Origin of the sequence: Frankia sp. CcI156, from assembly GCF_001983015.1 — a bacterium.
GTDB classification, from domain to species: Bacteria; Actinomycetota; Actinomycetes; order Frankiales; family Frankiaceae; genus Frankia; species Frankia casuarinae.
Map to the genome: position 1 here is coordinate 145,006 of NZ_MOMD01000001.1, position 21,171 is coordinate 166,176.

Below are 21,171 nucleotides of genomic sequence, written 5' to 3' on the forward strand. Positions count from 1 at the left end.
GCCCACCCCGCCTGCCGTGGCGCCGGCCGGTCCAGCACCATAACCGGTCCAGCACCATGACCGGTCCAGGACCGTCAGTCCGGGGCGTGACCCCGGTGCAACGCCACCACGCCGCCGGTGAGGTTGCGCCAGCCGACCCGGGACCAGCCCGCCTCCCGCAGCAGGCCAGCCAGCTCCGCCTGGGCGGGCCAGGCCCGGATCGACTCGGCGAGATAGACATACGAGTCCGGGCTGTTGCTCACCGCGCGGGCCACGGCCGGCAAGGCCCGCATCAGGTACTCGACGTAGACCGTCCGCCAGAGCGCCCAGACCGGGCGGCTGAACTCGCACACCACGAGCATCCCGCCCGGACGGGTCACCCGACGCAGCTCGGTGAGGCAGCCGAACGTGTCGGCGACGTTGCGCAGACCGAACGAGATCGTCGTCCGGTCAAAGGTCTCGTCCCGGAACGGCAGCCGCAGCCCGTCCCCGGCGGTCAGCAGGATCCGCCCAGCCTCCCCCGGCAACGGCCGCGACGCCAGCCGACGCTGCCCGGCCCGCAGCATCCCCAGGGAGAAGTCACAGGCCACCACATCGGTCCCGGCGAGAGCGAAGGCTCGTGACGAGGTCGCCGTCCCGGCGGCGAGGTCGAGGACCCGAAGCCCCGGCCGCAGGTCCAGCGCGCCCGCCGCGGCGCGCCGCCAGGTCCGGTCGAGCCCGCCGGTGAGCACGGTGTTGGTCAGGTCGTACCGGTTGGCCACCCCGTCGAACATCGACGCGACGTCCCGCGGACGTTTGTCGAGTCCCGCTCTGCTCACCATGCCCCTTCCCCGCTCACCATGCCCCTTCCCCGCCGCCGAACCGCGCCGAGGCCGCCGCCGAGGCGTCGCGGGCGGCCCTCTCGACGGTGTCCCAGTCGGTGCTCTCGCCGATCCGCCGCAGCCGCGTGCGGGTCGGCTCGTCGCACAGCGCGCCCGCGACCCCGGCGGTGTACAGGTCGCGGGCCCGGGCACCGAGCCCTGCCGCGACCGCGTGCTCCGTCTCCAGATCGGTGCCGAACATAGCGGGATCGTCGGTGGCAAGCGAGCACGCGACCCCGGCCCGCAGCAACGCCGCCAAGGGGTGGTCGTCGAGGGATGCCACCGACCGAGTCCGCAGGTTGGACACCGGGCAGACGTCCAGCACGATCCCCTGATCGACCAGCCGTCGCATCAGCTCGGGGTCCTCGGCGGCCCGGATCCCATGCCGGATCCGCCTGGCTCCCAGCGCGTCGAGCGCGCCCCGTACGGACACCGGGCCCGCCGTCTCCCCCGCGTGCGGGACCGCGGCGAGCCCGCCGTCGGCGGCCAGTGCGAACGCCGGCGCGAACGGCTCGGGGGGATGACCGACCTCCGGTCCGCCGAGCCCAATGCCGACGACACCGCGATCGGCGAACCRCACCGCCCACCGCGCCACCTCCATCGCGGCCTCGACCGGCAGCACCCGCTCGATGTCCGGGGTGAGGCGCACCTCGACGCCATAGCGTTCCCGGGCCTCGATCGCCCCGTCGGCGTAGCCGTGGAAGATCTCCTCGACGCGGACCCCCCGATGGACCCGGAACCAGGGCGAGAAGATGCCCTCCAGGTAGACGGCGCCCGCCCGGGCCGCCTCGGCGGCGTAGTCGACGACCACCTGGCGGAAGTCGGCCTCCGTCCGCATCACGTGGGTGGTGAGGATCCAGGCCTTCAGGAAGTGGTCGAAGTCGCGGAAGCGGTAGAGGTCCGCGRGGCCCTCGACCGTGCGGGCAGGCAGCGCCTCGGAGTTGCGGCGCGCCATCTCCAGCAGGGTGGCGGGACGGACCGTGCCCTCCAGATGGACGTGGAGTTCGATCTTCGGCCCGGTCGGGGACGGGACCGCGAATCCGGAGGGGTCACTCACCCGGTCACTGTATGGTGCGCCCGGCTACGCGGAGATGAGCGGTAGCGCGGTGGAGGAGAAGTGCGAGGCCACCCGGTCGTCAACCGGGTCCTGCGCCGGGTCGCGGTGCACGACGAGGTGCTGGTAGCGGGTGTCGCGCTGAGCGGGGATGCGGCCGGCAGCACGGATCAGGGAGATCAGCTCCGACCGGTTGGTGCGGTGGCGCGCCCCGGCGGAGGAGACGACGTTCTCCTCCAGCATCACCGAGCCGAGGTCGTCGGCGCCCATGTGCAGGGTGAGCTGGCCGATCTCCTTGCCGGTGGTCAGCCAGGAGCCCTGCAGGTGCGTGATGTTGTCGAAGAACAGCCGCGCGACCGCGACGAGGCGGAGGTACTCCAGGGTCGTCGCCTGGGTGCGCCCGCCGAGATGATTGTTCTCCGGCTGGTAGGTCCAGGGGATGAACGAACGGAACCCGCCGGTCCGGTCCTGGACGTCCCGGATCATCGTCAGGTGTTCGATGCGCTCGGCGTTCGTCTCCCCCGTGCCCATCATGAAGGTGGCGGTGGATTCCAGGCCGAGGTTGTGGGCGGTCTCCATCACGGACAGCCAGACGTGACCGGGCTCCTTCAGCGGAGCGATCGCCTGCCGGGGCCGTTCGGTGAGAATCTCCGCTCCCGCGCCCGCGAAGCTGTCCAGGCCCGCGTCCCGCAGCCGGGTAATGACCTCGGGAAAAGTCAGATCGGACGTCCGGGCGATGTGCACAACCTCGCTGGCGCCCAGCGAGTGCAGCGCCAACTGGGGATATGCCTTCTTGATGGCGGCAAAGGTACGCTCATACCACTCGATGCCGAAGTCGGGATGGTGCCCGCCCTGCAGCATGATCTGCGTGGCGCCGAGCTCGACCGCCTCCCCGCACTTGGCGACGATGTCCTCGACGTCGCGGACCCAGCCCTCGGCATGCTTCGGAGYGCGGTAGAAGGCGCAAAACCGGCAGGCGGTCACGCAGACATTCGTGTAGTTGATGTTCCGGTCGATGATGTACGTCGCGATGCCATCGGGGAAACGGCGCCGACGGACCGTGTCCGCCGCGCCGCCGAGCGCGTGCAGCGGCGCCCTCGTATAGAGGAGCAGCGCCTCCTCCGCGGAGATACGCCCGCCGGCTGCGGCCCGGTCCAGCACAGACCGGATCTCGCCACCACCCCGACCCACCGGAATCTCACCATCGACATCCATACGGCCCTCCCCGCGTAGCGCCTTCGGCGCGACGCGGGGACCCCTGGCATCGGGCGCCGTTCGGGGTCTCCGTCGAATCACCTTCGGCGATCCTCCCAGGGTAGCCGTCGGAGCCTTCCGCGCGACGCGGGGGATGAACGGTCAGTGTCCGGATCGCGTCCTCGGGTCCACCGGGCTGGAGCCACCACGGGTGGCGTCAGTGTAGCCGGCTGTCGAGGAGCCGGCCGGGCTGGCGGGACCGGCGTCGTGGTGACCGTGGCCGCGGCTGGTGAGCTTCGCCTGGAGCTGCTTGATCTTGGCCCGGTTCTCCGGCCGGTTGGCCGCGGCCTTGGCCTTGTTGACCATCTCCTTGGTCTTCGGGCTGTGTAGGAAGTCCGTGATCTTGTTCGAGAAACTGGCCATGACAACGGTGTACCTATCCGGGCAGGGGTTTACGCCTGCCGGTCACCCGTTCGACGACCCGCCCGAGGAGCCGCCGAACGTGTCCCTCACCCGGTTCCACAGGCTGTCGAGCTGGTCATGGGTGTCATCCTTGACGGACGTGACGACCTTGTTCCACAACCGCTGGCGCTGTTCGTCGACCATCAAGGCGATCTGGTCCGCCGCGGAGAGCAGCAGCAGGACGACAAGAACGAACAGGATCGTGCGCTTGAAAGGGATCCGCAGCCGGAACCGACGCCGGGGACGCGGTCGCGGCACCGATTCGGCGTAGGGAGCCGGCGCGCGTCCGCGCGGCGCCGGCCGCGCCTCGGCCACCCGCGGGGCCGGGGCAGGCGCGGGACCCGCGGGCGCCGACGGGGGCCGCTGCTGGGCCACGGGGCGGGGCCGGGCCGGCGCCTGGGGAGACGGTGCCGCCTCCGCGGCACGGCCGGCGTAGGGCTGACCGGCGTAGGGCCGACCGGCGTAGGGCCGACCCGCGTGGGCCTGGTCCGGGTAGGGCTGACCGGCGTGCGGAGAATCCACCCGGGGCTGGCCGCCGTGCCTCGGGCGGGCGTCCGGCGCCGGCGGCGGATGGCCCCCCTCGCCGGAATTGTCGAAACCCGATCGGTGGCCGTTCCCGTCGGCCTCATCGTCGTACTGGACGAATCCGCCGCGGCGCCGTCGACGGGCCCGCGGCACCCCGTGCCGCGGGCCCGCGGCACGGTCGGCGGCCGGTGGCGGTGCCAGCGCGGGTGGCGGCACAGGCGGACCGGCCGGCGGGGGCCTGTCGCGGGCCGAGTCGTTCCACCAACGGTCGCCGCCGAGGGGCCGGGGCTCATTCTCCCACCAGCGCCGCTGTTCATACGGGGTCGCAACGTGGGTCGGATCCGGCCAACCGGCCCCGGCACCCCCGGCGAGCGCGGCCGCCCCAGCCCCGGCGGTACTGCGCCCCCGTGGCCAGGTCCCGTCGAGCAGTGCGGTCGCGGCGTCCCGCGCGTCACCGGCCCGGCCGCGTTCGCCGAGTAGGGTGAGCAGCAGGTTCTCGGTGGAGGGCCGGTCCCGGGGGTCGCGGGCGAGCGCGGACCGGACGATCGGCGTGAGATCCGGCGGCATGGCCCGCAGGTCCGGCTGACCCGTCAGGATCTTCTCCGACATCTCCAGGTAGGTGCCGTGGCCGTAGGGGTGACCGCCGGTGGCCGCGTAGCCGATCAGCAGTCCCCAGGCGAAGACGTCGACCGCCGGACCGAGCGCAGCGCCCTCCATCTGCTCGGGCGCCATCCAGCCGACCGAGCCGAGGACCAGACCYGTCTGGGTGCGGCCCTTCGTCATGTCGAGCGTGCGGGCGATCCCGAAGTCGATGACCCGGGGGCCGGAGTACGACAGCATGACGTTGCTCGGTTTGAGATCCCTGTGCACGATGCCGGCCCGGTGGATGGCGGTGAGCGCGGACGCCACGCCGACCGCCACGCCCTGCAGTGTCGACAGCGGCAGCGGACCGGACTCGGTGACGGCCTGATCAAGCCGGACGCCGTCGATGTACTCCGTGACCAGATAAGGACGACGCGCGTCGGGATCGGCGTCGAGTACCTGGGCGGTGCAGAAGGGCGCGACCCGCCGAGCGGCCGCCACCTCGTCCCGGAAACGTGCCCGGAATTCCGGGTCGGCGGCGAGGTCCGACCTGATCACCTTGATCGCAACGAACTTCTCGGCCGCGTCCTGGGCGAGGAACACCGTTCCCATCCCACCCGCGCCCAGCCGACCGACGACCTGGTAAACACCGATCGTGGTCGGATCATCGGGATGCGGCGCCTCGGCCGGATATCCGCCGATAGGCGAAACCCGACGCGCCGATCGTTCCGTCACTGTTCTCCCGCCCGTGTTATACCTCCGGCCGCGGCCCAGGTACCGTTCCGGCCTGGGAGCCGTCACCGGTGCCGCAATTGTCTCCCCGTGCAGGGAGATGAACCCATCATCACGCCACAGTCCGTCGTCGCCCAGTCCCTACGGGCATCCGCAACGGCGCGGAAGTCACGCTAACCCTCTCGAGTAAATCGATGTCGAGCGTTGTCCGCCAGCCGACGCGGCGGATCCGATCGTTCCCGCCAGCCGTATCCGAGGAGACCGCAGGTGGTCGACAACAACCACAGGTGGTCGACGACTCACCATTCCGCGGATGAAGGCGGGTGAGGTGTGTCTCCGGCAGGATGAGGGAGGGAACATCCACTGCTACCGACCGGCTGCCCCGACAGCGCCGGTCGGCCGCCAAGCCTAGGGAGTCACCCGTGGTCACGCAGTCCGCCGATGCGCACCAGCCCGCGAACGCGGTCACGGAGACCGACCCCGCGGCCGGAGCGAGCGTCACCGGCGCCGTGCGGTCGGGGACGTCCCCGGTCGACACCGACGTCGACATGCTGATCGTAGGCGCCGGTCCGGCCGGTCTCTACGGCGCCTACTACGCCGGATTCCGCGGCATGTCGGTCGCGCTCATGGACTCGTTGCCCGAGGCCGGCGGTCAGGTCACCGCGATGTACCCGGAGAAGGTGATCTACGACATCGCGGGTCTGCCGGCCGTCCGGGGGCGGGAACTGATCGACGCCCTGTTGATCCAGGCGAACCAGTTCTCCCCCACCTACCTGCTGGGCCAGCAGGCCGCCGAGCTGGCCCACAAGCCGGACGCCGTGGTGGTGACCAGCAGCCAGGGCCTTCGGGTACGCGCCAAGGTCGTCGTCATCACCGGCGGTCTCGGCACCTTCGCCCCCCGCCCGCTGCCCACCGGCACCGCGCATCTGGGCCGCGGCCTGGTCTACTTCGTGCCCAAGCTCGACGTCCACACCGGCCAGGACGTCATCGTGGTCGGCGGYGGGGACAGCGCCTTCGACTGGGCGCTGGCCCTGGAGCCGATCGCCCGCTCGGTCACCCTCGTGCACCGGCGGGACCGGTTCCGGGCGCATATGTCCACAGTCGAGCGGGTCGAGGCGTCCTCCGTCGAGATCCTGACCTTCACCGAGGTCGCCATGGTCCACGGTGAGGAGTGGATCGAGAAGGTCGAACTGGTGCAGACCCGCACCGGCGACCGACATGTCCGACCCGCGCAGGCGGTCGTCGCCGCGCTCGGATTCACCGCCGACCTCGGACCGCTGACCCGCTGGAATCTGACCATTGACAAGCGGCACATTGTCGTCGACCCGACGATGGCGACCGGGGTCGAGCGGATCTTCGCGGCCGGCGACATCACCGAGTACCCGGGGAAGGTCCGCCTGATCGCGACGGGTTTCGGGGAGGCCGCGACGGCGGTCAACAACGCGGCGCCGCTGGTGGACCCGTCGGCAAAGATCTTCCCGGGGCACAGCTCCGACGACGGCACCGGCGGCTGAGCGCCCGGCGGGCGTGGYCGACAGGCGTGGCCGACGGATGCGGCCGACGGATGTGGCCGTTTCCGACCGGGCACCGGCGGACCCGCGGCGCACACTGGGAACATGCGCGGTCTACTGGTGATCGGTCACGGATCCCGGCGGGACGAGGCGAACGCGACGGTTCGGGAACTCGCCCACCGGCTCCTGGTCGATCCCGGCCATGTGGTCGATCCCGGCCATGCCGCCGCGCCATGGACGTGGGGGGYGGTCGAAGCCGCCTTCCTTGAAATCGCCCAGCCCGACATCGCCACCGGGTACGCCACGCTGGCCGACGCGGGATGCACCGAAATCGTCGCCTACCCGTTCTTCCTGTTCGACGGCAACCACACCCGCCGGGACATCCCGGCGGCACTGGAGGGCGCCCGGTGCCGGCACCCGACGACCCGATGGGTGCTGTCGGAGCCGCTCGGGCTGCACGCGAGCGTCGTCGACGCGGTCCGCGCGCGACTCGACGACACCCTGCGTCTCCTGGTCCGCGAAGCCGATGCCGCCACCCTGAAGATCAACCCCCAGGCGAGCCGGTGGACCGGCTGGTGACGACGAAGTCCGCGACGGCGGCCGCGAGCGGATGGACCCCGGGTTCGGTGGGCACGATGTCCACCCGCATGCCCGCCGCCGCGCAGGCCAGCGCGCTGCGTCGACCCATCGCCGCGATGAGCAGATCGGGCGGGAGAGGTCCGTAGATCTCGGCGGTGCCGCGGGCGGCGGTGGACGACGCGAAGACCGCGACGTCGAAGTCGCCATGCCGGAGCTCCTCGGCGATCCGGGGATCCGGCTCGGCGGTCACGTCGGTGAGCAGCGGCACCCGGCGCAGGGAACACACCGCGTCCGGCGGGTCCGCCGCGCCGGCGATCAGCACCCGCGACGAGCCGGTCGGACCGGCGGGACCGGTCGACGATGGATCCGCGGACAGCGGATCCGTGGACAGCTCGGCGACGGGCACCGAGGCGAGGCCCAGGCCGTCAAGCGCTTCCGCGGCGTCCTCGCGGGCCGCGACGAGAGTCAGGCCGGCCAACGCCCGCACGTCGGTGCCGGCTCGACGCAGCAGGGTCACCACGGCGGCGACCTCGTCCGCATCGGCCAGCAGCAGGCCGCCCGCTCCCGGCAGCGCCGCCACCAGCGCGGCACCGGCGTCCTCGACCGGCGCGGGCCGGGCAACGACGGTCTCGACCGCATCCGCGCCCAGCTGCCGCAGCCGGCGAGCCAGCAGACCCGGCCGCGGCCGGGTACGGGCCACGAGTACCCGGATCCCGGTGAGCGGCCCCGCCTCCAAGGCCAGCGCGTCCCGGCGCGCCGCGACCTCTCCGACCACGATCACCGCGGGAGACCGCACACCGGCCGCGATCGCGTCGATCGCCAGCGCGTCCAGGGTGGTCCGCAGGACCCGCTGCGCCGGGGTCGCCCCGCGCTCGATGACCGCGACCGGCGTCGCCTCGGGGCGACCGCCGGTGAGCAGCGCGTCGGCGATGTCCATGAGACGCGCCACCCCCATCAGGATGACGATGGTCGCCCGGGAGGCCGCGAGAGCGGCCCAGTCCACCGTCGACTCCGGATGGCCGGGTGGCAGGTGCCCCGAGACGATGGCAACTTCCTGCGCGAGACCACGATGGGTGACCGGGATGCCGGCACAGGCGGGTACGGCCAGCGCCGAGGTGACGCCGGGCACGACGGTGCACGCGACCCCCGCCGCGGCGCAGGCCTGCGCCTCCTCGCTGCCTCGCCCGAGCATGTAGGGATCGCCGCCCTTGAGGCGGACGACGCGCGCACCGGCGCGCGCCCGGTCGACGAGGACCGCGTTGATCTCCTCCTGGGTCCACGACGGGGCGGCCGGGCTCTTGCCCACGTGGATGATCTCGGCGCCGGCCGGGGCRGCGCCGAGGAGGACGGCCGCGGCGAGCCGGTCGGTGACCACGACGTCCGCGTTCGCCAGCACCTCACGGCCGCGAACGGTGAGCAGACCGGGATCGCCCGGACCCGCGCCGACCAGCCAGACCTCACCCACACTTCGCCCGTCCGTCACGGCGTGCACCGTACCTGCTCGGTTGCCTTCGAACACCGGCAGCCGGCAGGCCCGAGGAGGTCAGTGGATGCCGCACTCCGTCTTGATCGAACCGACCCACCGGCCCTCCCGGCCGGCGCCMCGCCGGGTGCACGGCCAGCAGCCGACCGAGTCGTAACCATCGGAGAGGAGCGGGTTGACGATGACGCCGTGCTCGGCCACGTAGCGTTCGACGTCCTCGTCGGTCCAAGCCGCGAGCGGGTGGATCTTCACCTTGCCCCGTCGGGCGTCCCAGTCGACGACCCGGAGCTTCGCCCGGCTGGGCGACTCCGCCCGCCGCGACCCCGCGGCCCAGGCACGGTAGGGCGCCAGGGCCCGATCCAGCGGAACGACCTTGCGCATCCGGCAGCACAGGTCCGGGTCGGTCCGGTAGAGGTCCTGGCCGTAGACGGCGTCCTGGCCGACGACGGTGAGCTGCGGACGGGCGCTGATGATCGGCAGGTCGTAGGTTCCGGCCACCGCGTCCCGGGTACCGACGGTCTCGGGGAAGTGATAACCGGTGTCGATGAAAACCACGGGGACGTCGGACCGAATCCGGGCGAGCATGTCCACGAGGATCGCCTCAGCCATCGAGGCGGCGATCGCCAGCTTCGTCCCGAATTCCCCGACCGCCCAGCGCAGGATCTCCTCCGCCGGCGCGCCCTCGAGGTCGTCCCCGGCCCGCAGCGCCCGGGCCTGCAACGCGGCATCCATCAGCTCGTCTCCTCGTCGTCACGCAACCCGGCTCCGGCGACGCCGCAGGCGGATGCCGCGGTCGTCCACCGGGCAGCCGCCCGGGTGCTGTCCATTGCCGATCACCGTGCCGCCTGCTCTTCCGCCGCGCCGAACGCCCCGCCCGTGATGACGGCGGTCCCGCCCGAGGCGACCGCGAGGGCCGTCAGGCTCAGCCGGAAGCCCCGCAGGCAGGACCGGCACGCCCAGTACCCGTGACCATGTCCCGCGCCGGAGCCCTCCGGCGGCGTGTCCGGGACGATGTCCTCCTCGCCGCAATACGGGCAGTAGAAGGGCACCACCCGCTCACCGCTAGCCATCTGCGGCACCGAGCGCCGTCAGTTGGGCCTCGTCGGCCCGCTCCGCCCAGTCCGCGAAGCTCTCCCCCGCGGTCCGGTCCGCCCGGTAGGTCTCCAGCACCGCGACGACGTAGTCGACGAGGCCGTCGGCGGTCACCTTCAGACCACGCGACTTGCGGCCCAGCCGCGACCTGGTGCCCAGGTGCCCGCCGAGGTGGACCTGGAAGCCCTCGACCATCTCACCGGTGGCGTCGTCCGGTACCAGGGAGCCCTTGAGCCCGATGTCGGCGACCTGAAAGCGGGCGCAGGCGTTGGGGCAGCCGTTGACGTTGATCCCGATCGGCTCGTCGAAGTCGGGCAGCCGGCGTTCGAGCTCGTCGATGAGGTCGCGGGCCCGACCCTTGGTCTCGACGATCGCCAGTTTGCAGAACTCGATACCGGTGCAGGCCATCGTGCCGCGCCGGAACACGCTCGGGCGGACCACCAGGTCGAGCGCACCGAGTTCGGCCTCCAGCGCGTTGACGTCCGCGTCGGCGACATCGAGGATGACGAGCTTCTGCGTCGTCGTGGCGCGGATGCGGCCCTGCCCGAACCGGTCGGCGAGGTCCGCCACCGCGCTCAGCGTGGTCCCGCTGAGCCGACCCGCCCGCGGTGCGAACCCCACGGCGTTGCGGCCGTCGCGCTGGCGGTGCACCCCGATGTGGTCGCGCCCCTCGCTGCGCGGCGGGGCCGGCGGCGGGCCATCGGGCAGCGCCGAAGCCAGGTACTCCTTCTCCAGAGTCGCGCGCACCCATTCGGCGCCCATGTCCGCGACCAGGAACTTCAACCGGGCGCGGGTGCGCAGCCGTCGGTAGCCGTAGTCTCGGAACAGCGATACGACGCCGTGCCAGACCTCGGCAACCCGCGCCGGCGGCACGAACGCGCCCAGCCGCACGCCGAGCCGTGGGTTCGTCGACAGACCGCCACCGACCCACAGGTCGTAGCCGGCTCCCAGCTCCGGATGGACGACCCCGACGAACGCGATGTCGTTGATCTCGTGCAACGTGCAGTGGTCGGCGCAGCCGGAGATGGCGCTTTTGAACTTACGGGGCAGGTTGGCCAGCGTGGGGTCGCCGACGAACCGGCGGACGACCTCGTCGATCGCCTCGCTCCCGTCGATGATCTCGTCACCGTCGACCCCGGCGAGCGGGCAACCGAGGATCACCCGGGGGGTGTCGCCACAGGCCTCGGCGGTGGTCATGCCGGCGTTCTCCAGCGCCGCCCAGATCGCCGGCACATCCTCGATCCGGATCCAGTGGAGTTGGATGTTCTGCCGGTCGGTGACATCAGCGACGTCCCGGCCGTAGCAGGTGGAGACGTCGGCGATCACCCGGAGCTGATCCGAGGTCATCCGGCCGCCGTCGAGCCGGATGCGCTGCATGAAGTAGGAGTCGTCCAGTTCCTCGGGTTCGAGGATCGCCGTCCGCCCGCCACTGATCCCCGGCCGGCGCTGGGTGTACAGACCCCACCACCGGAACCGGCCCCGCAGGTCCTGGGGATCGATCCCGTCGAAACCGGTGCGCGGGTAGAGGTTGAGGATGCGGTCCCGCACCTCCAGGCCGCCTTGGTCCTTCTTCATCCGCTCGTTCGCGTTGAGCGGCTCGGAATATCCCAACGCCCACTGGCCCGCTCCCTTGGGTCGGGACGGGCGCGCGGACCGGGCAGGACGARCAGGAGAAGTCATGAGATCTCTCGGTGCGCGAGGAAGTCGCGGCGCCGACAGCGGGCGCCACGAACGGAGACGTCAGCGGGGGCGGCGACAGCCGGCGCTGGAAACCCGCAGCAGGTCGACGTGCAGACGGGCGACGARCATCGGCTCGATCACCAGGCACGGCACCGCGGGGGACGACGCAGCCCGGCGCCGGCGGGAGGCATCGACCGGAAGGCCCGACGCCTGCCCAACCGGCACCCCACCAGCGAGGGCGCACGTAGTCACGAGCCCATGTTTCCACAGAAGTACGGCCGATGGGCAAGTCGGGGCACTGTCCGGCCTACTTCGACCCGCCATGCTGCTCCAAACTGCAACAAACCGGACAGCCAGCCCCGAGATCGTCCATCATGGCCGATGCGACCGATGCGGCAACCATGACAGCCACCGAACATAAAACTCTATCATGCCAGTGGAGAAAATGAACAATTCTGCCAGTCGCAAGATCGCTCAGATCGTCCGGTGGACGGCGCACAGCCGTCGAAGCTGCTCCACCAGCGGACCGGTGGCCAGCCCTTTCTCCAGCAGGGCGTCCGCGCCGAGTTMCAGCACCTGGTCGAGCAACGCATCCTCAGAGAATCCCGTGAAAATCACCACCGTGGCCCGCGGCACGACCCGCCGGATCCGCGGCAGGGCGGCGATGCCGTCGAGGACCGGCATGGCCAGGTCAAGCAGCACGAGGTCCGGCTCGGTGCGGACGACCTCGTCGATCGCCTCCGCGCCGTTGGACGCGGCGCCGACGATCACGAAGTCGGGTTCGGTCTCCAGCAACAGGCACAATAGTTCGCGCACGCCGTCCGCGTCGTCAACGACGACGACGCGCCGTGGACCGGGCGGAGGCACCTGCTCCCCCGGAGGGGAACCACGGCCCACAGCGGAACCGCCGRCCAGGCCGACGGCCTTCTCCCCGACGAGCCCGACGGTGTCGGCATCCACCGAACGGCCGGTATCCACCATTCTTTTGTACGCGCCCCGCCCGACCCCGCGCATCGTCATTCAGGATGGTTTCCGAGGATGACCCACGTTGGCCATCAGGCCGATACCCGCAGACCGTCGCGAAGCACCGCAGCCTGGACGCGGCCGCGATAGCACACCATGCGGGAATAGCCCGTCCGGACGAGCCCTCGGCGATTCCGCCGCTTTCTGCCAACACTTCCGTGGCAACGCTCGCGTTTCCCAACAATAACCCAAGAAGGTCGGCATAATGTCTCGACGGAGGCGCGGTACGACGGACGACTTCCACGCTACGATCAATCGGTCGACCACGAAGCGCGACGCCGATCAACTTCGCCTGCCACCCGACAGCTGAGAGTAATCATTGGAACTGGATGTGTATGGGACTTTTGACCTCTAGTCTACTAGGGTGCAGTCTGGAGTAATCTGATCACTATCGGTGACTCTCTGCTGGCCATCGGGCGGGCGACCGTCAGGCGGGCGGGCAGAGACAGCACACGACTGCTGAGCTTCCCTCCTCGGGAGGCGGGACCTTGCCACGCGGAAGGACGTCACAGATGCGGCAACGGAGCCGAGGCCGRCACGATGCGGCGACCGCCGAAGACCTGCTACCCGCTGAGGTCCGACGGCGGCGCTGTGAACGTGTCCTCTCTCGGGAGGAGCTCGCCCGACGCACCGGCTACAGCCGCCAGTACATCGGTCAGCTCGAACAGCCCAGCCGAGGCATCCCCTCCCGGCCGGTGATCGCCGCAGTCGACGCGGCGCTGGAGGCCGGGGGCGCCCTCATCGACCTGCGTGAGGCAGCCGTCGCCGCCCGGGCGGAACGCCTGCGTCGCAGGCCCGATCCGGAGCGGGAGTCCCGCCGCCGGGTTTCGGATCTGCTCGACCACCGCCGGTCGGACACCGAACTGGACTACCTCGATCGGTTGGTGGCCGATCTGATCGCCAAGGCCGATCGGCTCGATCCACAGGACGTCACCGCCCAGGTGCTGGAGCAGCAGAACGTCGTCGACAACCTGCTACACACGCCCATGCTGCCGCACCAGCAGTTCCGGCTGTTCATGCTCGCGGGTCACCTGGCCGGGCTGCTCGCCATCTCCCTGTTGGACGTGGACGAGCTCGCGGGAGCCAGCACCTGCTGCCTCGAGGCGGCGGTGTTCACCGAGCTGACCGGTCACGAAGGACTACGGGCCTGGACCCTCGCGGTCAACAGCCTCATCGACGCGGCCGCCCGGCAGGTCTGCGAGGGCACCGAACCCGGCACCGAACCCGGCATCGTGTCCGGCGACGGCCCCGGGGCCCCCGTGCCACCGGACCCACGGTCCGGGCCGCCAGGTGAGCCCAGCGCTCCGAGGTATGCTCTGGCCGACGGGGATGATTCCGGTGGCGAGACTCTCGACGAGATGCTGATCGCGCCGGGCGGGCGAGCCACCCCGCCCCGGTTGATCGCGCTGGTAAAGGGCCGTATCGCGCGCTTCGCCACGGCGAGTACGCGCCGAGCGGTTCCGATTCCGCCGACCAGTATCTCCCGCGCGTTCCGACCACCGGTCTGAGCGGGGTTCCGACCGCCGGCCTGAGTGGCGCTCAGACGTCCGCGAAACGCAGTTCGCGCAGCGCCGGAACATCACCTCGCCGCGCGGCACGTCCGGCGAAGGCGATAATCCCCGCCTGCTGGCGCGCACCAAGCCGAAAGTCGAGAGTGGTGAAATACCGGGCCAGCGTGCCCGGGTCGAACACCTCAAAACGGGCCGCCCGCGCCGCGACCTCGTCCACATCACGCAGCGCCAGGTCGAGTCCGGAGCGGAACGCGCCGTGCACCTCCTTGACCACCCCGGGACGGCGTTCGGCGAAGGACCGTCGGGCGGCCCACACGGCGAACACCATGGGCAGGCCGGTCCACTCCTGCCAGGCGGCACCGAGATCGATGAGCCGGAGAGGATGGTCCGGACCGCCCCGCTCGGCGTCGTAGGTCGCCCGTAGCGCGGTATCCCCGATGATCACCGCGGCATCCGCCTCCCRCAGCATCGACGGCAGGTCCGGCGGCATCGTCACGTACTCCGGTCGCAGGCCGTGGCGCTCCTCCAGCAACATCCGGGCGAGCAGCACGCTGGTCCTGGACGTCGAGCCGAGCGCGACGGTCCGGATCTCCGCGAGCGGCGCCGCCGTGCTCAGCACGACGGACAGGACCGGACCGTCGGAGCCGACCGCGAGGTCGGGCAGCACGACGAGCTCGTCGGCATGCCGGAGGTACTCCACCAGGCTGATCGGACCGATATCGAGATCGCCGACGATCAGCGCGTCGTTCAGCCGGTCCGGGGTGTCCTTCGTCAGCTCGATGTCGAGCAGAGCACCGGAGTGGACCAGTCCCCAGTACAGCGGCAGGCAGTTCAGAAACTGGATGTGCCCCACCCGGGGACGGGCCTGGGTATCGCCGTCGTCGTCCGCTCCGGCTCCGGTCAACACCGTCCGCCCCGGCGCTCCTCCATGACCTCGATGACCGCGCGGCGCTGGCGCAACGCCAGGGGATAGCTGAGCAGCCCGCTGAACACCACGGCCAGGGCGAAGGCCAGCAGCCCGTTCACCCCCAGCAGCAGGACCACGGCCAGCACCGCTCCGAAGAGCACCACGCGTACCGCGAAGTACCGCAGGTTGATGCCGAGCAGGCCGCGCTCGCCCGCCTGGCCCGATTCGGTCGGCGAGTCGGGCATCGCCCGCTGTGGCCACGAAACCCGCTGTGGCCACGAAACCAGCCGCCTACGCGATTGCGCCATCACGTCCTCCGTCTCTTCGTCGGCACCCAGCCGAGCCGGCGCAGCACGGTCGGGAAGAAGCCCAGCCCCAGGAAGACGACGAACAGACCCAGCAGGCCGGCGGCACCGATCGGCAGACCGATCCAGTCGAGCACCACATACCCGGCCACCCCCGGAAACAGGATCACCAGGAAGGCCAGCACAAAGATCGATCCGATGCCGGGTGCTCCGTGGGGCCGGACAGGCCCGGAACCCCCGGGCGCCGGCGACTCCTCGGATCCGCGGGCCGGCCCCGGCCCCTCCCCGGTGCCCATCCGGTCCACCGGTCAGGCGTCGATCGAGGTCGGGACGTCACGCCGAGCCGGGTCGGGACCGTCGTAGACACGGATCTCCCGGTAGCGGGTGTCCCGCTCGACCGGGCGGAAGCCGGCGTCGCGGATGATTGCGAGCAGATCCTCGCGGGTCATGGTGTGCGGCGTCCCGAACCGGTCCRCATCGTGCGTGATCTTGTACTCGACAACGGAACCGTCGAGGTCGTCGGCGCCGAAGTTCAACGCGAGCTGCGCCGTGGTGAGACCATGCATCACCCAGAAGCACTTGATGTGGTCCACGTTGTCGAACAGCAGCCGGGAGACGGCGAACGTCTTCAACGCCTCGGCCCCCGTCGCCATCGGCTGGTTCATCAACCGGTTGCGCGGGTCGCCGGCGGCGTCGTGCTGGAAGCGCAGCGGGATGAAGACCGTGAACCCGCCCGTGGAATCCTGCAGCTCACGCAGCCGCAGCACGTGGTCCACCCGGTGCCGGGGGTCCTCGACGTGCCCGTACAGCATCGTGCACGGAGTGCGCAGGCCCTTGGCGTGGGCGAGCCGGTGGATGCGCGACCAGTCCTCCCAGTGCGTCTCGTGACCGACGATCTTCTGGCGGACCTCCCAGTCGAAGATCTCCGCGCCGCCGCCGGTGAGCGACTCGAGTCCCGCGTCGATGAGCTCGTCGAGGATCTCATCGGCGGACAGGCCACTGATCTTCTCAAACCAGTGGATCTCGGTAGCGGTGAACGCCTTCAAGGCGACGCCGGGCAGCGCCTTGCCGAGCTCCCGCAGCGAGCGCGGATAGTAACGCCAGGGCAGCGTCGGATGCAGACCGTTGACGATATGCAGCTCGGTGATCCCGGCCGGCTCCATCTCCTTCGCCAGCCGGACAGCCTCCTCGATGCGCATGGTGTAGGCATCGGACTCACCGGGCTTGCGCTGGAACGAGCAGTACGCGCAGGACGCCGAGCAGACGTTCGTCAGGTTCAGATGCCGGTTGACGTTGAAGAAGGTCTTGTCGCCGTTCTTTCTGGTGCGAACCTCGTGGGCGAGACCGCCCAACCAGACGAGGTCGTCGCTGGCGTACAGCGCCTCCCCGTCGGCACGGCTCAGTCTCTCGCCGGCGGAAACTTTGGCCTCGATCTCCCGCTTGAGCCCAGCATCCATGCCTTCCAGCCTAGCCCGCCGGTCTCGGTGTCCTCGGAGGCGAGCACGGCTGCCCGGTCACAGCCGCCCCGCGATCCGCCCCGCGATCCGGCGGGGCGTCCGACTACTCGCGGCTACCCGGCGTTCCCGCTGTTCCCGCTGTTCCCGGCGTTCCCGGCGTTCCCGGCGTTCCTCGCATCCGGGCGCTGAGCGGCCCGCTGTGCGGCCCTGCGCTGCATCCGCCCGAGCGGCCAGGTCAGCAGTCCGGCGACAGCGAACCCAACGAGCAGCGCCATCAGCAGGTTCAGCCCGACGGCCACCAGGATCACGGTAATCACGGCGAGGGCTGCGACGCGGATCAGGAAATACGGCAGTTGCGCACGCAGGTTCACGTCCTGCGGCGCGGGCCGCTCGGCGCGAGTGGGACGACCCGGCCGCGCCGAGGCGGATCTGCGTGCCGTGGCCCCGTCCACCCCACCGGTTCCCCGGCCCCGGTTCCTCGTCGGTCCGCGCCCACCCGTCGCCATATCGTCCTCATCCCGCCGGCACCGCGGCCCCGGTCGGGGCCCGTTCCCGACAACTGTGCCTGTCCGGGTGGGGCCTGCGCCAGGGGGAACAGACGTCACCCGGCCGGTGGCGCCGTCTCGACCTCCAGCAGGTCACGGCGGTCCGCCAGGTCACGGCGGGCGCCGCCGAGCTCGCCGGTCCAACGCCGGAAGAGCGTGTGCGGCACGTCGGCGGCGTCGAGCACCCGCCYGGCCACGAAGTCGACGAGATCGCCGGCCGTCCGCACACCCGCGTAAAACCCCGGGCTCGCCGCGGCCACCACCGCCCCGGCGTCGTGCAGGTCCAGCATGTGGCGCAGCGTCGCGCGGGTGTAGGGCATCTCCCGCGGGACGACGATCAGACGGCGGCCTTCCTTGAGCGTGACATCCGCCGACCGCTGCAACAGATCCTTGGACAGTCCCAGGGTGATGCCGGCCAGGCAGGCGGTGCTCGCCGGGACGACGATCATCCCGCGAGTCGGGTACGAACCGCTGCTCGTCGGCGCCCCCAGATCACCAGGGGCATGTACCGCGACGAGGGTGGACACCGTATCGGCCAGCACGTCACGATCGGCCAGCCGCGCCGACAGACCCTCCGGAGGTGACACCCCGCCCAGGGGCATGGACAGCCACGTGACCAGGGCTTTCGCCCAGGCGGAGTCACGCCAGGCGATACCCGTCTCATCRAGCAGGGTCAGGCGGGCCGCGCGGGACAGCACCAGATCGACTGGCAGCCGAGCDGCCAGCAGGCCACGCAGCACCGCGGCCGCGTAGGGGGTTCCACTGGCGCCGCTCACCCCGACCACCCACGGCAGGCGCGCTCCGGCCCCCTCCTCGGGGSCACTGAACACATCGGCCATGACGAATCCGATGCTCAGACGGCCAGACCACGGCTGGCGAGATCGACAACGGCGAAGAGGAACAAGACGATGCCGACGAATCCGTTCGCGGTGAGGAAGGCCCGGTTGACCCGCGACAGGTCGTTCGGGGACACGATGGCGTGCTCATAGCAGAATGCCGCCGCCGTCAGCACGAGCCCAGCCCACCACCACGGACCGGCGTTGTCCATCAGCCCGTAGACGATGAACAACGCAAAGGTGATCATATGCGTAACCGTGGAACCAATGAGCGCGGCCCGCACCCCGAACCGGGCCGGCACCGCACGCACGCCGATGCGCCGGTCGACCTCGGCATCCTGGCAGGCGTAGATCACGTCGAAGCCGCCGATCCAGCTACCGACCGCAAGGCCGAGCACCAGTGCGGCCCAGGACCACTCACCGGTGACCGCGATCCACGCGCCGACCGGGGCCACCGCCTGGGCGATGCCGAGCACGGCGTGCGGGAAGTCGGTGAACCGTTTCGCGTAGGGGTAGACGACAAGCGGCGCGACGGCGACCGGCGCGAGCAGCAGGCAGAGCCAGGACAAGGCCGCGGCGGCGGTGAGGAAGACGGCGAGCGCGACMGCGGCGCCGACGACCGCCGTACGCACCGAGACCACGCCGGTGACCAGCTCTCGGTTCGCCGTCCTCGGATTACGGGCGTCGATCGCGCGATCGATGACCCGGTTTGCGGCCATGGCGAAAGTTCGGGCCGCGACCATCGCCACGGTGACGAGGGCGAGGTCCGACCAGTGCACCGACCGGGAATCCGCGAACGAGGCGGCGAGCGCCGCGATGTAGGCGAACGGCAGCGCGAAGACCGAGTGCTCGATGACGACGAGCCGCAGAAACGCCCGTACCCGGCCGGTGGCGTGTCCCGGGCCGGCTCCCGACCCTCGCCCGACCGACTCCGACGCGCCAGGCACCCACGCGGCGTCACTCACCGCGATCACCACTCCTTGTTCCTTGCCCAGCCAGAGGCCCCAGCGTCCTTTTTGTCCCTCTGGCTAGGCAAGAAAAACGGAGGACGGTCACAGGCCATACTCCTTCCATCGGCGGGTGACCCGTTCGCGGACCGCCTCGTCCATGACGATCTCCTCCGGCCAGCCGCCGTCGCGCCGGTAACCCTCGCTCGGTAGCTTGCGGGTCGCGTCCACACCGACCTTGCCGCCCCAGAACTGCTCGTAGGCGGCGTGGTCGAGATGGTCCACCGGCCCGATGGTGGTGATCAGGTCGTGGGCATAGTCGACGTTGCCGAAGGCGCGCCAAGCGACCTCGTGGTAGTCGTGCACGTCGCAGTCGGCGTCGACGACCACGATMAGCTTCGACAACGACAGCAGCCCGGCCCCCCAGACCGCGTTCATCACCTTCTGYGCGTGCTTCGGATAACGCTTCTCGATGGAGACGATGCAGCAATTGTGGAACACCCCCGCCTCGGGCAGGTCGTAGTCGACGATCTCGGGAATCATCATCCTGACCAGTGGCAGGAAGATCCGTTCGGTGGCCTTGCCCATCGGACCGTCCTCCTGCGGCGGCCGACCGACCACGATCGTCTGGAACACCGGGTCACGCTGCATCGTCATCACGTCGACGTGCAGCGCCGGGAACGGTTCGACGGGCGTGTAGAAGCCGGTGTGGTCGCCGAACGGCCCCTCGGGCAGCCGCTCCCCCGGCTCGAGCCAGCCCTCGATCACCACCTGTGCGTTCGCGGGCACCCGCAGCGGGACGGAGAGGCAGTCGACCATCTCCACCCGCTCGCCGCGCAGGTAACCGGCGAACAGGTACTCGTCGAGGTCGGCAGGCAGGGGGGCGGACGCGGCGTAGGTGACCGCCGGGTCGCACCCGAACGCGATGGYGACCGGCAGCCGCTCCCCACGCCGCTCGGCGACCGCGTGATGCGCGTTGGAGTCCTTGTGGATCTGCCAGTGCATGCCGACGGTGCGTGCGTCATGGCGTTGCAACCGGTACATCCCGAGGTTACGCGCCCCGGTCTCGGGGTGCTTCGTGTGCGTCAGACCGAGGTTGAGGAAGGCCCCGCCGTCGTTCGGCCAGGCGTGCACCCCCGGCAGCCGGAACAGGTCGACGTCCGGACCCTTGAGGACGACGTCCTGGCAGGGCGCGGTCCGGACCCGGCGGGGCGGGACCGAGGCGAGCGACGCTGCCTTGCCGAACGCCTCACGCAACCCGGACAGGCCGATCGGCAGCTGCGGGCGCAGCAGCGCGCCGAGCCGTTCACCGATGTCGTCCAGCGCCTCGACGCCGAGCGCGGCAGCCATCCGCTCCTCGGTGCCGAACACATTGATCGCCAGCGGCATGTCGGCGCCGGCCGGKGACTCGAACAGCAGAGCCGGCCCGCGCTCCCGTACCACCCGGGTCACGATCTCGGTGACCTCGAGACGCGGGTCGACGGGTACGGTGACGCGGCGCAGATCCTTCCGCCTTTCGAGATGAGCAAGGAACGCACGCAGATCCGCCCAGGCCATGAGCTCCATCCTCGCAGTCGCCACGGGTGGATGCCCGACCGCCCACAGGTGGTCACGATCCCAGTTCAACACGTCACGTCCCGGGCACGGCCTCGTCGGATAACGGACCGGGAGGACGAGGAGCCGGCGCGGAAGGCACACTAGAGATACACGGGCCGGCCATCACCACGACATGTACGTCCGTCGCGGGCCATAGCGGACGGTACGTGCTCGCCTGACCCATCTGGTGAGGTCGCCCGTCCGTGGCGCCATCCGTCCGTGACGTCGCCACGGGTCGGGGGTTTCGCCACGGGTCGGGGATTAGATGCCCGCGGATCGGATGTTCCATACCTGACAGGCCAAGACGGACA

Annotated in this window: 21 protein-coding genes; 3 read left to right on the plus strand and 18 right to left on the minus strand. The window is 70.7% G+C overall.

Features of this window, described 5'->3' with window-relative positions:
* Positions 1 to 74: 74 nt before the first annotated feature.
* The 5 genes from CcI156_RS00720 to CcI156_RS00740 form a co-directional block, all read right to left on the minus strand.
* Entirely contained in the window at positions 75 to 797 is a 723-nt protein-coding gene (locus CcI156_RS00720; RefSeq protein ID WP_035940880.1) for a demethylmenaquinone methyltransferase, read from the minus strand.
* Positions 798 to 813: 16 nt separating this feature from the next.
* Positions 814 to 1,896, minus strand: coding sequence for an adenosine deaminase (gene add, locus CcI156_RS00725; RefSeq protein ID WP_076803975.1), 1,083 nt, complete (start codon positions 1,894 to 1,896; stop codon positions 814 to 816).
* A 24-nt stretch (positions 1,897 to 1,920) separates the two neighbouring features.
* Positions 1,921 to 3,108, minus strand: coding sequence for a cyclic dehypoxanthinyl futalosine synthase (gene mqnC, locus CcI156_RS00730; protein WP_076803976.1), 1,188 nt, complete (start codon positions 3,106 to 3,108; stop codon positions 1,921 to 1,923).
* Between the two features lie 141 nt (positions 3,109 to 3,249).
* The gene (locus tag CcI156_RS00735) at positions 3,250 to 3,510 is read right to left on the minus strand and encodes a hypothetical protein (protein ID WP_011434992.1); all 261 of its coding nucleotides are present in this window, start codon (positions 3,508 to 3,510) and stop codon (positions 3,250 to 3,252) included.
* 42 nt (positions 3,511 to 3,552) lie between these two features.
* Positions 3,553 to 5,391 (minus strand): serine/threonine-protein kinase, encoded by a 1,839-nt coding sequence (locus tag CcI156_RS00740; RefSeq protein ID WP_011434991.1) that lies wholly within the window; start codon positions 5,389 to 5,391, stop codon positions 3,553 to 3,555.
* Between the two features lie 545 nt (positions 5,392 to 5,936).
* On the opposite strand from CcI156_RS00740, the gene CcI156_RS00745 reads away from it, so the two are divergent.
* On the plus strand, positions 5,937 to 6,902 hold the full coding sequence (locus CcI156_RS00745) for an NAD(P)/FAD-dependent oxidoreductase (RefSeq protein WP_011434990.1): 966 nt from the start codon (positions 5,937 to 5,939) through the stop codon (positions 6,900 to 6,902).
* 102 nt (positions 6,903 to 7,004) lie between these two features.
* Positions 7,005 to 7,478 (plus strand): sirohydrochlorin chelatase, encoded by a 474-nt coding sequence (locus CcI156_RS00750; protein WP_076803977.1) that lies wholly within the window; start codon positions 7,005 to 7,007, stop codon positions 7,476 to 7,478.
* Here CcI156_RS00750 and cobA read toward each other — a convergent pair.
* The 5 genes from cobA to CcI156_RS00780 all read right to left on the minus strand — a co-directional run bounded on the left by cobA (position 7,444) and on the right by CcI156_RS00780 (position 12,693).
* Positions 7,444 to 8,961: a uroporphyrinogen-III C-methyltransferase gene (gene cobA, locus CcI156_RS00755; RefSeq protein WP_035729696.1), complete on the minus strand. Its 1,518-nt coding sequence runs from the start codon at positions 8,959 to 8,961 to the stop codon at positions 7,444 to 7,446. The two genes, CcI156_RS00750 and cobA, sit on opposite strands and share 35 nt — an antisense overlap.
* 60 nt (positions 8,962 to 9,021) lie before the next feature.
* Complete coding sequence (locus CcI156_RS00760; protein WP_011434987.1) at positions 9,022 to 9,693, minus strand: phosphoadenylyl-sulfate reductase; 672 nt, start codon at positions 9,691 to 9,693, stop codon at positions 9,022 to 9,024.
* A 101-nt stretch (positions 9,694 to 9,794) separates the two neighbouring features.
* Entirely contained in the window at positions 9,795 to 10,031 is a 237-nt protein-coding gene (locus CcI156_RS00765; RefSeq protein WP_011434986.1) for a hypothetical protein, read from the minus strand.
* Positions 10,024 to 11,733: a nitrite/sulfite reductase gene (locus tag CcI156_RS00770; protein WP_076803978.1), complete on the minus strand. Its 1,710-nt coding sequence runs from the start codon at positions 11,731 to 11,733 to the stop codon at positions 10,024 to 10,026. The genes CcI156_RS00765 and CcI156_RS00770 overlap by 8 nt, the downstream gene beginning before the upstream one ends.
* 474 nt (positions 11,734 to 12,207) lie before the next feature.
* Positions 12,208 to 12,693, minus strand: coding sequence for a response regulator transcription factor (locus CcI156_RS00780; RefSeq protein ID WP_254847218.1), 486 nt, complete (start codon positions 12,691 to 12,693; stop codon positions 12,208 to 12,210).
* A gap of 575 nt (positions 12,694 to 13,268) precedes the next feature.
* On the opposite strand from CcI156_RS00780, the gene CcI156_RS00785 reads away from it, so the two are divergent.
* Positions 13,269 to 14,264 carry a helix-turn-helix transcriptional regulator gene (locus CcI156_RS00785; RefSeq protein WP_011434983.1) on the plus strand — a complete coding sequence of 332 codons (996 nt, stop codon included), beginning with the start codon at positions 13,269 to 13,271 and terminating at the stop codon, positions 14,262 to 14,264.
* A gap of 31 nt (positions 14,265 to 14,295) precedes the next feature.
* Here the strand turns inward: CcI156_RS00785 and CcI156_RS00790 are convergent, their stop codons facing one another.
* From CcI156_RS00790 to CcI156_RS00825, 8 genes are all read right to left on the minus strand, one after another.
* Positions 14,296 to 15,171 carry a menaquinone biosynthetic enzyme MqnA/MqnD family protein gene (locus CcI156_RS00790; protein WP_076804050.1) on the minus strand — a complete coding sequence of 292 codons (876 nt, stop codon included), beginning with the start codon at positions 15,169 to 15,171 and terminating at the stop codon, positions 14,296 to 14,298.
* Positions 15,168 to 15,419, minus strand: a complete 252-nt coding sequence (locus CcI156_RS00795) for a DUF4229 domain-containing protein (protein WP_051868632.1) — start codon at positions 15,417 to 15,419, stop codon at positions 15,168 to 15,170. The genes CcI156_RS00790 and CcI156_RS00795 overlap by 4 nt, the downstream gene beginning before the upstream one ends.
* A 62-nt stretch (positions 15,420 to 15,481) precedes the next feature.
* Positions 15,482 to 15,775, minus strand: coding sequence for a hypothetical protein (locus CcI156_RS00800; RefSeq protein WP_011434980.1), 294 nt, complete (start codon positions 15,773 to 15,775; stop codon positions 15,482 to 15,484).
* A gap of 12 nt (positions 15,776 to 15,787) precedes the next feature.
* Entirely contained in the window at positions 15,788 to 16,936 is a 1,149-nt protein-coding gene (gene mqnE / locus CcI156_RS00805; protein WP_076803981.1) for an aminofutalosine synthase MqnE, read from the minus strand.
* A gap of 113 nt (positions 16,937 to 17,049) precedes the next feature.
* Positions 17,050 to 17,442, minus strand: a complete 393-nt coding sequence (locus tag CcI156_RS23780) for a hypothetical protein (protein WP_011434978.1) — start codon at positions 17,440 to 17,442, stop codon at positions 17,050 to 17,052.
* A 95-nt stretch (positions 17,443 to 17,537) separates the two neighbouring features.
* A complete protein-coding gene (locus CcI156_RS00815; RefSeq protein ID WP_076803982.1) occupies positions 17,538 to 18,320 on the minus strand; it encodes a UbiX family flavin prenyltransferase in 783 nt (260 codons plus the stop codon).
* Positions 18,321 to 18,334: 14 nt separating this feature from the next.
* Entirely contained in the window at positions 18,335 to 19,282 is a 948-nt protein-coding gene (gene mqnP / locus CcI156_RS00820) for a menaquinone biosynthesis prenyltransferase MqnP (protein WP_035729685.1), read from the minus strand.
* Between the two features lie 87 nt (positions 19,283 to 19,369).
* The gene (locus tag CcI156_RS00825; protein ID WP_076804051.1) at positions 19,370 to 20,821 is read right to left on the minus strand and encodes a menaquinone biosynthesis decarboxylase; all 1,452 of its coding nucleotides are present in this window, start codon (positions 20,819 to 20,821) and stop codon (positions 19,370 to 19,372) included.
* Between the last annotated feature and the right edge of the window lie 350 nt (positions 20,822 to 21,171).

Bases quoted from the DNA above. Each gene is read 5' to 3' on its own strand.
- CcI156_RS23780 (WP_011434978.1), bottom strand. From the start codon at position 17,442: ATGGCGACGGGTGGGCGCGGACCGACGAGGAACCGGGGCCGGGGAACC.
- CcI156_RS00800 (WP_011434980.1), bottom strand. From the start codon at position 15,775: ATGGGCACCGGGGAGGGGCCGGGGCCGGCCCGCGGATCCGAGGAGTCG.
- CcI156_RS00735 (WP_011434992.1), bottom strand. From the start codon at position 3,510: ATGGCCAGTTTCTCGAACAAGATCACGGACTTCCTACACAGCCCGAAG.
- CcI156_RS00795 (WP_051868632.1), bottom strand. From the start codon at position 15,419: ATGCCCGACTCGCCGACCGAATCGGGCCAGGCGGGCGAGCGCGGCCTG.
- CcI156_RS00765 (WP_011434986.1), bottom strand. From the start codon at position 10,031: ATGGCTAGCGGTGAGCGGGTGGTGCCCTTCTACTGCCCGTATTGCGGC.